Genomic DNA, 13,499 nt, shown 5'->3' with positions numbered 1-13,499 from the left:
TCAAATTCTATCATACTTGCCCTTGCTCGTATCATCGAGCAGGGGCTTTTATATTTATAATGTACGCGCGCAACAGGTGCAGTCAAAAGCTATACGATAAGGATTTGTTTTTCTTCTTCCCGATTAAGGCAGTTACTGAAAGCATCTTCAATACCGCAAAAACATAGGCTTCATTTTGTAAAGATAATTCTGAGGGAAAATGATAATTTCGATTTGACGTTGCGAAAGTGGCTCTTTTGCAACGCAAAACCTACGCTTTTACCGTGCAAAACAGCCGCTTTTGCAATGCAAAACAATAGGTTTTGTAATGCGTTGATAGAAAGAGAGTTAAGTGATAGTTATTTTTATGAAAAATATTTACAGCATTTCAACCCACCCATTTTTATCTCTTACAGGTGTCATTTGCGCAGTAAGGTTGGTAAAAACCTCTGTGGAAACCGAGCGGGCACGGAGGGTTCGCACCTTCGGGAAGTTGCGGAAATAGGCATTTTGCGTAACATACCAGCAGAAGTTGCTTATCTTTTCCACTCTTTTTATTTGCCTTTCCAAGTCTGCCAATACTGTGCGGGCTACGGAACTAAGCAGGTGTGAGCCATCGTTCATCTCTATTGCCAACACCAAATAGGTTTCCGTTGGGTCGTTCTTGCGTGGCGCATAGTCTGTCATTCGTTTGCTTATGGTAATGTTGCGATGGTATTTTCGGTTTATTTCGTCCATTCTTTGGCGGAACAACGTGCCGTGTGCCGATGTGTCTTTCAGCTTTTTGTATGCAATTTCGTAGTGTACCATTTCGTGAATAAGGGTGTCTTCGATAAGCGATAGTGGCACATCGTAATAGTTCGACACCACGATGGTGAAACTGCGGTGCGTCTTTCCCCATGTTTTTTGTATGCGACAGTGCATCGAACCCAATCTCCGCTTGGCGTTCGACACCCTCAAGTTGGGCATAGGAAGGGCGTTTCCGAAAATCTCTTCGTTGTATTTTCTGAAGGCTTCCTGAAGATACGCTACTGTAATTTCCATTATTCTGCGGTTTGTTTCTGACTCCAATTCACCAAGTAAAGGTGCTCGGTGGCACGTGTGAAGGCGGTGTAGAGCCAGTGAATATAGTCGGGTGTGAGCATTTCGTCAGTCATATAGCCTTGGTCGAGATAGATGTGCGCCCACTGTCCGCCCTGCGCTTTGTGGCACGTAACGGCATAGCCGAACTTTATTTGCATGGCGTTGAAGTATTCGTCTTCGCGCAATTGCTTCATGCGGTCGGCTTTTCGGGGCACGTCGGCATAGTCTTCCATTACGCTTTGAAACAGTTTGTCGTTCTGTTCGTGTGTCAGTGCAGGGGCTTCCGTCGTGAGCGTGTCGAGCACAACAACCGTATCCAGTTCGGTATTGTTGTAGTCGGGAAACTCCAAAGCGACATCGGCAAAGCGGAAACCATACAGTTCGCGAATGTTGCGCACGCGCCGCACCACGGCGTGGTCGCCATTTGCAATAAACGAAATATCGGTGCTGCGGTCTTTTTCCAAGTATTTGTTCTTCACTACCATTACCAAATCGCCCGTCGTAAGCTCTTCCTCGCGTCCGAGAATGGTGTTGCGAATACCTTGATTGAAGATGTTTGCCCGCTTGTTCGACCGTGTTATCACCATTGTTTCGTCCATTCCCACTGCCGAATAGCTCGATGCAAGACTCTCAATCAGCTCGTTGCCCTGTACGATAGAGATGTCGGCAAACCCTTTTAGGTGTATTTGGGGCAGCTGTGTCGCCGTGTTGTAGGTTATCATTTCGCGAATGGCGGTGGCATTCCACAGTATTCCCGAATGCTGACTTTGCCGCAACACCTCGTCTAAATCGCATTCGTAGACTTGCAAGCCGTAAGCTTTCAACACGTCGGCACGCAGTGCAGGGCTTTCCTGTTCGCCCACTGGGGGTAGCTGAGCCTTGTCGCCGATGAGCAACAGACGGCAGTTAGCCCCGCTGCTGTAGACATATTGCACCAAATCGTCGAGCAATCTGCCACTGCCAAAGGTGGTGTTGCTTTGCGAAAGGCTAATCATCGATGCCTCGTCTACCATAAACAGCATATCGCGGAACATATTGTTGTTCAGCTGAAACTGCCCATCGGCACCGTTGAAAGCCTTCTCCCGATAGATTTTGCGGTGAATGGTGGAGGCTGCCAAGCCAGCATTGAGCGAGAAAACCTTTGCCGCCCTGCCCGTAGGTGCCAGCAACGACACCTTAATGCGTAGTCGGTTCACGGCTCTTACAATGGCTCCGGCAAGCGAAGTCTTGCCCGTACCCGCGCTTCCACGCAGTATCATCGCTGCGTTTTCGCTTCTGTCGGTCATAAAACGGGCAAAGATGTGCAAGGCGTTCCGTTGGTCTTGCGTGGGTTCAAAGCCGAAGTCTTGCAGTATTTGGTAAACCAATTCGTCTTGTATCATTCTTTGATGTGCTTATTTCTCGCCGTGCAAAGTTAGCCATTTTTTATTCGGCAGCTTTCCATTTGTGCAGGAAATTACTCCCGAAGCACTCCTTATATACAATATTTATAATGCGAAAGGCAGCATAATCGGAAAAAAATGCGTAAGTTTGCAGCACTTATAAACGATGGTTCAGATAGACAACAACATATCCGATAAACGCATACGCCTCACCATACGCATTGGCGAGGGCAGTATGATGTTCGCCGTTGGCGACCCACAAGCCGATGACAACATCGTGTTTGAGCCTTACGAGCTGAACAACAGCATATCCATAGCCGCCAATCTGCGCGAGGCTTTCAAGAAATCGGAACTCTTGCAGAGTGGCTATAAGCGTGTATTGTTGGTGGTAGACACGCCCGCAATGCTTGTTCCGTTAGACGAATATCGTGAACAAGACGTGGAAACGCTCTACAAGCACACTTTTAAATGGCAGCGCAGCGAGGACATTGTAACGAGCATACTGCCCGAGCTGAATGCCGTAGCGGTGTTTGCGGTGAACAAAGACCTGAAGATGGTGGTAGACGACCACTTCGCCGACATACGCGTGCAACCCCTGATGCAGGCGGTATGGACACATTTGTATCGACGTGCGTTCACGGGCACCCGCCAAAAGCTCTTTGCCTACTTCCACGACAAGCGTATGGAGGTGATGAGATTTCAGCGCAACAGGTTCGAATTCAGCAATTCGTATGAGGCAACAGGTACGAGCGACATTCTCTATTTCCTGCTTTACGTGTGGAAACTGATGGGAATGGACCGTGGCGACAACGAACTCTATATGGTGGGCAACGTTCCCAACCGCGACGAAATGCGTGGCGAGTTGCAGCAATTCATCAGTCGGAACTACATCATGAACATAGAAACCGATTTCAACAATGCTGAAATGGCAAAGCGAAACGATATACCCTACGACCTGAAAGCGTTGTATTTGGATTAAAAGAAACGATAAAGAACACCCTATGCGCATAATAACAGGACAGTTCAAAGGCAGACATTTCGACATTCCACGTACCTTCAAGGCACGTCCGACCACCGATTTCGCAAAGGAAAACATCTTCAACGTGCTCAACGGATATATCGACTTCGACGGCATTACCGCACTCGACCTCTTTGCAGGCACGGGAAGCATCAGTTTGGAACTTGTCTCAAGAGGCTGCAAAGAAGTGGTGAGCGTAGAGAAAGACCGCGACCACGCACGCTTCATAGCCGAGTGTATGAAGAAGATAAATGCCGAAAACGACATTCTCATACGTGGCGACGTGTTCCGTTTTCTCAAGTCTTGCCACCAGAAGTTCGACCTCATCTTTGCCGACCCGCCGTATGCGCTGCCCGAACTCGACACCCTTCCCGACCTCGTATTCGAGCACGACCTGCTCGCAGCCGATGGTGTGTTCGTCTTTGAGCACGGTAAGCACAACAATTTCTCGGCTCACCCACGCTTTAAAGAGCACCGCAGCTATGGCAGCGTGAACTTCTCTATCTTCCGATAGCCGTCGTTCATGTTTATCCAAACCCCACACAAACGCTTGTTTCTTATAGAAAACAGCAGTTACAGCAAACGCTCTCAAAACTTATTCCAACGGTTTTGAGAGCGTTTTTCTTTCTGTTTTCTCTTGCATTTGCTAAGAGAATTTATTATCTTTGCACTACAACTGTAATTTTTTTACACGTAAATAAGAATTTCTCTACACGTAAATAAGAATTTCTCTACACGTAAATAAGAATTTCTCTACACGTAAATAAGAATTTCTCTACACGTAAATAAATATTTCTTTACGCGTAAGTAAATATTTCTCTACGTGTAAGTAATTTGGCAGACAAAAGAAAATATAAGTATAAACCCCTTAAAATCAGGAGAAAAACTATGGCAGTATTTTATAAGTTGATAAAGACACACGGTGCTTTGCCAAAGAATGCAGAGTACAGAGTTGTTGCGGTAGAGAACGAAACCGTAGGAGTGAAACACCTTGCTCAACGCATACAGGAGGCTACATCGCTTACGCCAAGCGACGTGGTTGCAGCTGTAAGTGCCTTGAAAGACGAAATGGCAGCGGAATTGAAGATGGGCAACAATGTCCATCTGCCGGGATTGGGCTACTTTTCGCTCGCTGTGAAAGGCGACATCTACGAAGACCCGCACACACACCACCGTAGATTGAACAATCCGAAGGTGAGAACGGTGAAGTTCCGCCCCGATACGGAGTTTCTTGAGTCGCTCGACGACACCCAGTTCGAGAATATGACCTACCGTTTTGGCACCTCGTCGGTTCCCACAACCGAAGTTGTCGATTCCGCAATCGACGAGTTGTTCACCGAAAACCCTATCATCACCGTTGCCGACCTGCGCCAAAAGCTCGGTCTTTCCCAATCGTATGCCTATCAACTGTCTGCCCGCTTGGAAGCAGAGGGTAAGCTTCGCAGCGTGGGTACGCGATACAGAAAGCTCTATACAAGAGGAAAGAAGTAAGCGTATTGCAGCGAAACACAGCTTTTTACGGCTCGAATGCAATAAAAGGCAGGGCACATCGTTTATAAAGATGTATATACAAAGCCCTGCTTGAGCAGGCAAAGACAAAGAAAAGTTTTTATGATAGAATATATAAAGGGTGAACTTGTCGAGCTTTCGCCGGCATTGGCAGTCGTAGAAGCGCATGGCGTGGGCTACGGACTGAACATTTCGCTGAATACTTACAGTGTAATCCAGGGCAAGCAAAGCGTAAAGTTGTTTGTACACGAAGCCATTATGACGGGCGGACGCGACGATAACTATACGCTTTACGGCTTTGCCACAAAGCAGGAACGTTCGCTCTACCGACTGCTCATCACCGTGTCGGGGGTGGGAGCGAACACCGCACGTATGATACTGTCGTCGCTCACGCCTGCCGAACTGTGCAACGTGATAGCCAACGGCGACGACAAGATGCTGAAAACCGTAAAGGGCATCGGTCTGAAGACGGCACAACGCATCATCGTAGACTTAAAAGACAAGATAGTGCAAAGCGGTATAGCCGAAGAATTGCACGTCAGCAGCCAACCAGTCACGGCGAACGTAAACAATGCTGTAAAAGACGAAGCAGTGGGAGCACTCACGATGTTGGGCTTCTCGCCTGCACCATCGGCAAAGGTTGTGGTAGCTATCTTGACCGAACAGCCCGATTTACCAGTGGAACAGGTGGTGAAATTAGCGTTGAAGCAAATAAAATAGACAAACCGTTGCGCGTTCGTTTTTTCATCGTTGAAAGATTTTCGGAAAGAAAAAGCGGCGGGCAAAGTTTTCATCAATGAAACAAAGAAAATACATATTATCCATTCTTATGTTGCTTGCAGGCATCAGTCTGTTGGCTTTGGGACGCTCGTTTGCGAATGTGTTGCCATTTGTAAGCGCATTGCAGACGATGGTTGCGCCACCCGACACAACGAAGAAGGCAAATGTATTGGACGTTGAATTGGAGAACGAGGACATTCCCGACTCGCTGCTGCACCCACGTTGGAAGGTGCAACGCACCACACCCATAACCCACGACGACTTAGAGCAAGGCTCTTACGACCTCGCTCGTCCCGAAAATCTGAAGCAGAGCGTGGAATACAACGACACGCTCAACATGTATATAATAGGCAACAAGATAGGCGACACCTATATTACAACACCTATTATGATGACGCCCGAAGAGTACAGGGCGTGGAGCGAGAAGCGCAGTTTTGCCGATTACTATCGCCAGAAGAACAAGGAGATATTAGAAAAGAAAGGAAAAGAGAAGTTCGACTTTACGGATATGCACTTCGCACTCGGTCCTGCAGAGAAGATATTCGGTCCCGGTGGCGTGCGTGTAAGAACGCAGGGAACAGCCGAACTGCGCTTTGGTGCTACGCTGAAAAACATCGACAACCCATCGTTGCCCATCAGAAACCGCAAGATGACAACGATGAACTTCGACGAAAAGATAAATTTGAATGTGAACGGAAAGGTTGGCGACAAGGTGAATATGAACCTTAACTACAACACCGACGCTACATTCGACTTTGATGCGCAAAACTTCAAGCTGCGTTACGAAGGCAAGGAAGACGAAATAATAAAACTTGTGGAAGGCGGTAACGTGTCGTTTCCGTCGAACAACTCGTTGGTACAGGGCGCATCGTCGCTCTTTGGTATCAGAACCGATATGCAGTTTGGCAAGCTGAAGCTGCAAACGGTGTTGTCGCAGAAGAAGTCTTCCAACAAGAGCGTAAGCTCGAAAGGCGGTAAGCAGCTCACACCGTTCGAGATTTCAGCTGCCGACTACGAGGAAAACCGACACTTCTTTTTGGCTCATACGTTCCGCTCGCGTTACGACGACGCAATGAAAACCCTGCCCAACCTAACCACTGGCATCACCATAAACCGTGTGGAGATATGGGTAACCAATAAGACAGGCGTAAGCAGCAATACCCGAAACATCGTGGCACTGAGCGATTTGGGAGAGAATGCAAAGGTGAGCCGTACCGATTTGTGGGGCGTCGGAAGTGGCAACGTGCCATCGAACAATGCCAACAGCGAATACAGCACCATTGCACAGGGGCACCCGCAAGCCCGCAACATAGACCAAACGTCTACCGTGCTCGACGGTTTAGGACTTGTGGGTGGTACCGACTACGAGAAGTTATCGAGTGCCCGTTTGCTCAACAGTTCAGAATACACCGTCAATCAGGCATTGGGCTATGTGTCTTTGCGTACAGGATTGCAGACCGACCAAGTGCTTGCCATCGCCTACGAATACACCTCTGGAGGCGTAACCTACCAAGTCGGAGAGTTTTCAAGCGACCGCACCGATGTTTCGGAAGCGTTGTTTGTGAAGTCGTTGAAGAACACAAGCAACAATCCAAAGCAAGCCAACTGGGACTTGATGATGAAGAACGTTTATTATCTTGCCTCAACGGTTGAACGCGACAAGTTCCGCTTGGACGTTAAGTTTCAGAGCGATACGGCAGGCGTTTACCTTCCTTATATCCCCGAACCACAGGTGAAAAGCCAGACTTTGATAAAGGTATTAGGGGCAGACCGCTTGGATAACAACAACAATCCACACCCGAACGGATACTTCGACTATGTAGAAGGCTACACGATTTCTAACGGTCGTGTGTTCTTTCCAGCAGCCGAACCTTTTGGCGAATATATGTATAACTACTTGGTTTCAAAAGGTGTTGCAGCTGAAAAGGCAAGCAAGTATGCCTTCACAGAGCTGTACGATTCGACCAAAACCATAGCAAAGCAAATTGCAGAGAAAGACAAATACCAGCTTGTGGGACAGTATCGGGGAACAAGTGCCAACGTTATTTCGCTGGGTGCATACAACGTTCCGCAAGGTTCGGTGGTGGTAACGGCAGGCGGTGTACGTCTGACGGAAGGCTCGGATTATAGCGTCGATTACAATGCGGGCGAGGTTACGATATTGAATCAGAGCATTATAGATGCGGGTACATCGGTAAACGTTTCGTTGGAAAGCCAAAGCGATTATGGGCAACAGCGCAAAACGATGTTCGGTTTGAACTGGGAATACGACTTCTCGAAGAACTTTATGATTGGCGGTACGTTTATGCACCTGTCTGAACAGGCACTGACGACAAAGGTGAATATGGGTGCCGAACCGCTCAACAACACTATTTGGGGACTCAATATGAGTTGGAAGAAGGAAAGCCAGTGGCTCACGAATATGCTCGACAAGATTCCTTTCCTGCATCTTACGCAACCTTCTCATATCTCGTTCTCTGCCGAATTTGCACAGTTGATAGCAGGACAGAGCAGCGGAACACAAGACAGGGCGTCGTATTTGGACGACTTCGAGAATGCAAAGAATACAATCGATGTAAGCCAACCTACTACTTGGATTATATCGAGCGTGCCTTCCGACTTCCCTGAATCTACCGATAAGGCAACACTTCGCAGTGGTTTCAACCGCAGTTTGTTGGCGTGGTACAACATCGACCCACTGTTTACACGTATCAGCAGTTCGCTGACGCCTGCCCATATCAAGAGCGACCTTGAACAATTGTCGAACTTCTACGTCCGAGAGGTTTACACGCGTGAGTTGTTCCCTAACCGCGAACAAAGCAATTACAACGGTTCAACATCTACGTTGTCTGTTCTTAACCTTGCTTACTATCCGACAGAGCGTGGTCCTTACAACTTCAGTCCGACGCTCGACATCAACGGACGCTTGCCAAACCCACGCCAGAAGTGGGGTGGTATGATGCGCAAGCTCGATACGAATGACTTTGAGATGGCGAATATCGAATACATTGAGTTCTGGTTGCTCGACCCATTCATCTATTCAAGCAAACAGGCTGATGGCAATCTCTACGGTGGCGACTTCTACATAAACCTTGGTGAGGTTTCGGAAGATGTGCTGCGCGACGGCAAGAAGTTCTATGAAAGCGGTATGCCAGTAGATGGCAGTCAGGCGTGGACAACCACTCAATGGGGTAAGATACCGACACAGACGACTGTAACATACGCTTTTGCGACAACAAGTGGCAGTCGTGCTTTGCAAGATGTTGGTTTCAACGGACTCAACGACGAGGAAGAACGTAACTTCCCTTCTTATCAGGCGTTCCTGACATACGCTCGCAGCCACACCAATCAGGCTGTGTTCGACTCTATCTGGGCTGACCCTGCCAACGACAACTACCATTATTTCCGTGGATCAGACTGGGATAGAATACAAGCACCCATACTTCAACGCTACAAGTATATCAACAATCCGCAAGGAAACTCGCCCGATAGCGACAGCCGCAACGAACGTTACGACACATCGTACAAGGCAGGACCCGATGTTGAAGATATAAATCAAGACTATACGCTCAACGAATACGAAAAGTACTATCAGTATAAGATAAGCATTCGACCGGAAGATTTGGTGGTAGGACAAAACTATATCGTTGATAAGAGAGAAACTGTCGCACCGCTGCGCAAAGGCGGAAGCGCACCTGTTACGTGGTATCAGTTCCGCATTCCTGTGCGAGAATATCAGAAACGTGTAGGTGGCATCAACGATTTCACGAGCATTCGCTTTATGCGTATGTTCCTTACAAACTTTGAGAAGCCTATCGTGATGCGCTTTGCAACGCTCGACCTCGTGCGTGGAGAGTGGCGTCAGTATCAGCAAAACCTTACCAACTCTGCTTCAACATCAGGAACAATGTCTGTTGGTGCGGTGAGCATTGAGGAAAACAACGACAAAACGCCTGTAAACTATGTGCTTCCTCCGGGTATTTCGCGCGAGCAAGACCCTTCACAGCCACAACTTGTGCAGAGCAACGAGCAGGCGTTGGCAATGACGGTACACAATTTGGGCAACAAGGAATCGAAAGCGGTTTATAAAAACACTACGCTCGACATTCGCCAATACAAGCGTTTGCAGATGTTTGTGCACGCCAATGCGCTCAAACCGAACGTTACTAATCTTGCCGACAATCAGTTGGCGGTGTTTGTTCGTTTGGGTTCCGACTACAAGAACAACTACTATGAATACGAAATACCGTTGAAACTGACGCCCGAAAAGCAGTACGACAAGTATTCGCGACAGGATTGTGAGGCGGTTTGGCCAATAGAAAATATGCTCGATGTGCCTATTTCGGTGTTCACAGATGTGAAGAAGAAACGCAACGAGGGACGCGGAAACGGCACGGCAAGCTATAATAAGGAGTTCTCTGTGTACGACGATAAACGCCCTGCCAACCGTGTCAGCGTGATGGGTAATCCAACATTGGGTGAGATAAAGACGATGATAATCGGTGTACGCAACCTCTCGAACAGCGAGAAGAGCGGTGAAGTGTGGGTGAACGAAATGCGTTTGCTCGAGTTCAACAATGAAGGTGGTTGGGCTGCACGTGGGCAACTCAACATTCAACTGTCGGATTTCGGTACGGTAGACATCAATGCCAGCCACAGCACCGACGGCTTTGGCGGTCTTGAACAAGGTGTAAATGCACGCAAGAAGGAAACCAATACCGATGTTACGGTTACTACAAGCCTTGAGTTGGGTAAGTTCTTCCCCGACAAGGCGAAGGTTACCGCACCTTTATATTATAGTGTAACGAAGAACGAAAGCCGTCCGAAGTACAATCCGCTCGATACGGATATGCAGTTAGACGCTGCGCTTGATGGTGCTGCGAACCAACACGAGCGCGACTCGATAGAGTCTATCGCCGTTACGAAACGTACAACGACCAACTTCTCGCTGTCGAATGCGCGTGTGGGAATACAGAACAAACGCCACCCAATGCCTTACGACCCTGCCAACTTCTCGTTCTCTTACAGTCATTCGCACGCACATACGACGGGCGAAACAACCGTGTACGAGAATGAAGACAACTGGCGTGGTGCGATGAACTACAACTGGACGCCAGTCTACAAGTCATTGAGTCCTTTCAAGAAACTCATCAAGAGCAAATCGAAATGGTTCGACATAGTAAAGCGTTTCGAGATGAATTGGTTGCCACAGAATGTTGCTTTCAATACGGAAATTACCCGTAACTACTACGAGTTGCAACAACGCGATATGGATTCGGCTGAGAAGAATATGTTGCCGCTAACGTTTAGCGAGCAGTTCTTGTGGAACCGCGACTTTGCCGTGCGTTGGGATTTGACACGCAACCTGCACTTAAACTTCCAGAGTGCTACACACGCAGAGATAGAAGAGCCTTACACACCAATCAATAAAGACCTTTATCCAGACCGTTACGAGGCGTGGAAGGATTCGGTATGGACGAGCTTGAAGAATTTTGGTACGCCGTTAGACTACCAACAGAACTTCACGCTTTCTTATCAGTTGCCGCTTAATATGCTGCCTATATTCGATTGGGTGAACGCCGATGCGAATTACAATTCTGCCTACACTTGGGTGCGTGGTGCAAAACAGGAGAACGGTACATCGTTGGGCAACACGATTACGACCAATCGCACATTGAATATAAACGGTACGCTCAACTTGGAGCGACTCTACAACCATATTCCTTTCTTGAAAAAGACCAATGAAAGGTTTAACAAGTCGCGTCCGAGCATTAACAAGAGTGGCTCGCTTGAAGGGCGAGGTCGCATTGATACTGGCAACTTAGCCGAGCAGCTGAACAAGGAACTGGGAGGAGATACCAAGAAAAAGAAAGACAGTGAAACTGAAAAGAAGAAGGCTTTGCCTAAGAACGCAAAGAGTTTCGAGCAAGAAGTAACGATTCCTGCCGATACGACGATTGTTGTTTCGCACTCGAAGAAGACCAAGCGTATTGTTGTTTCGTTGAAAGATGCTGACGGACATTCGGTGAAATTGAAGTGGAAGAAGATGGACGAAAATAGACTGAAATTGTACAACAAGACCGATTCTATCATGCGTTTGAAACTCACCGTTACACCGAAGGAACCGCTTGACAACAAGGGTTGGTACAAGACAGCGCAATGCGTGGCGCGTGCTTTGATGATGGTGCGCACTGCCAGCATATCTTATCGCAACCAGTACTCTATGTCGTTGCCGGGCTTCATGCCGATGATTGGCGATGCGTTCGGACAGACTCGCCGAAGCGGAGTGATGTCTCCGGGTCTGAATTTTGCTTTTGGTGCTATCGACGACAGCTATATCGAACGTGCAAGAGAGAGAGGTTGGCTACTTGTTTCAGACAGTATTGCCACGCCCGCATCGACAAACAAGACGGAAGACTTGCAGCTTCGTGCAACGCTCGAGCCTATCCGCGACTTGAAGATAGACCTCAACGCAAGCCGTATGGAAACGGTTTCAAAGAGTGTGCAATATATGTATGCAGGCAATCCTACCACGCAAAGCGGTACGCTGACGATGACAACAATCTCAATCGGTACGGCTTTCGAGAGTCAGGGCAATGCCAACAACGGCTATCACAGTGCTACTTTCGAGAAGTTTGCCAAGTCGCTCGATGATTATCGCAGCCGTGTAGAGGCTCGTTACATCGGTGCCAACTATCCGATGTCAATGGGTGGAGGCAAGTTCGACCCACGTGTGGGAACGGTAAATAAGTATAGTTCCGATGTAATGATACCCGCTTTCCTGAACTCTTATACAAGTATGAGCGGCAACGGACTGAACATTTTCCCTAAACTGAAGAGCTTGCTGCCTAACTGGACCATTCGTTACAGCGGACTTTCACGCTTGCCGTTCTTCCAGAATATCTTCAAGAGCGTCAATATCAACCACTCTTACAAGAGCATTTTTGCCATTGGCTCTTATCAAAGTTTCAGCACGTGGCAGGAATATATGAACGGTTTGGGATTTGTGAAAGATGCTACATCGGGCGCACCCATACCAAGTTCGATGTATAACATTTCGCAAGTGAGCATAAACGAGGCGTTCTCGCCGTTGCTCGGTATTGATGTTACCTTGCAGAACAATCTTACGGCTCGTTTGGAATATCGCCAGACGCGTGTTCTGTCGCTCTCTATGACGAGTGTTCAGGTAAACGAAGCAATGTCGAAAGACTGGGTTGTCGGCTTCGGCTATCGCATCAATAACGTGAATTTGTTTGGCGGTCGCAACTCACGATTGGTCAAGAACACGAAGAAGAAAGGCAATCAGCAAGACCAACAGAATAGCAACACGCAGAGCGTGAGCAGCAAGAACAGCGGCGGTATCAACCGCGACCTGAACCTTCGCCTCGATTTAAGCTATCGCAAACAAGCCTCTATCACCCGCGACATTGCAACGATTACATCAGCTGCATCAAGTGGAAACACTGCTTTCAAGGCTTCCTTCGTTGGTGATTACACGTTGAGCCGCCTTATCACGGCAAGCATTTATTACGACATTCAAATCAATACGCCGTTGCTTTCTTCGAGCAGCTATCCTACAACGACCCACGACTTCGGTGTCAGCCTGAAGCTTAGCCTCACCCGATGAAGTGTTTAGAACGAAGACGCAGAGTTGATTTATATTTTTCTGATTTAACGAAATACTCCCCTTGCAAGTTTTATTCAGCTTGCAAGGGGAGTTCTGTTATAAGTTAAGGTATTGTTTCTAC

7 protein-coding genes are annotated in these 13,499 nt (G+C 47.9%); 5 read left to right on the top strand and 2 right to left on the bottom strand.

Going from position 1 to position 13,499, the window contains the following annotated elements:
• Positions 1-357 precede the first annotated feature (357 nt).
• Entirely contained in the window at positions 358-1,023 is a 666-nt protein-coding gene (locus tag BWX39_RS07960; protein ID WP_028905439.1) for a SprT-like domain-containing protein, read from the bottom strand.
• The gene (locus BWX39_RS07955) at positions 1,023-2,444 is read right to left on the bottom strand and encodes an ATP-dependent DNA helicase (RefSeq protein WP_014709627.1); all 1,422 of its coding nucleotides are present in this window, start codon (positions 2,442-2,444) and stop codon (positions 1,023-1,025) included. The genes BWX39_RS07960 and BWX39_RS07955 overlap by 1 nt, the downstream gene beginning before the upstream one ends.
• Positions 2,445-2,610: 166 nt before the next feature.
• Between BWX39_RS07955 and BWX39_RS07950 the strand changes: the two genes are divergently transcribed.
• From BWX39_RS07950 to sov, 5 genes are all read left to right on the top strand, one after another.
• Positions 2,611-3,423, top strand: coding sequence for a DUF3822 family protein (locus tag BWX39_RS07950; RefSeq protein ID WP_028905440.1), 813 nt, complete (start codon positions 2,611-2,613; stop codon positions 3,421-3,423).
• 22 nt (positions 3,424-3,445) lie between these two features.
• The gene (locus BWX39_RS07945) at positions 3,446-3,976 is read left to right on the top strand and encodes an RsmD family RNA methyltransferase (protein WP_028905441.1); all 531 of its coding nucleotides are present in this window, start codon (positions 3,446-3,448) and stop codon (positions 3,974-3,976) included.
• A gap of 374 nt (positions 3,977-4,350) precedes the next feature.
• Complete coding sequence (locus tag BWX39_RS07940) at positions 4,351-4,953, top strand: HU family DNA-binding protein (RefSeq protein ID WP_014709630.1); 603 nt, start codon at positions 4,351-4,353, stop codon at positions 4,951-4,953.
• A gap of 120 nt (positions 4,954-5,073) precedes the next feature.
• Positions 5,074-5,691: a Holliday junction branch migration protein RuvA gene (ruvA, locus tag BWX39_RS07935; RefSeq protein WP_028905442.1), complete on the top strand. Its 618-nt coding sequence runs from the start codon at positions 5,074-5,076 to the stop codon at positions 5,689-5,691.
• A 76-nt stretch (positions 5,692-5,767) separates the two neighbouring features.
• On the top strand, positions 5,768-13,378 hold the full coding sequence (gene sov / locus BWX39_RS07930) for a T9SS outer membrane translocon Sov/SprA (RefSeq protein WP_028905443.1): 7,611 nt from the start codon (positions 5,768-5,770) through the stop codon (positions 13,376-13,378).
• The last annotated feature ends 121 nt before the right edge of the window (positions 13,379-13,499 follow it).

The sequence above is a fragment of the Prevotella intermedia ATCC 25611 = DSM 20706 genome (genome assembly GCF_001953955.1).
GTDB classification, from domain to species: Bacteria; Bacteroidota; Bacteroidia; order Bacteroidales; family Bacteroidaceae; genus Prevotella; species Prevotella intermedia.
This window is presented reverse-complemented; position numbering and strand designations above follow the sequence as displayed.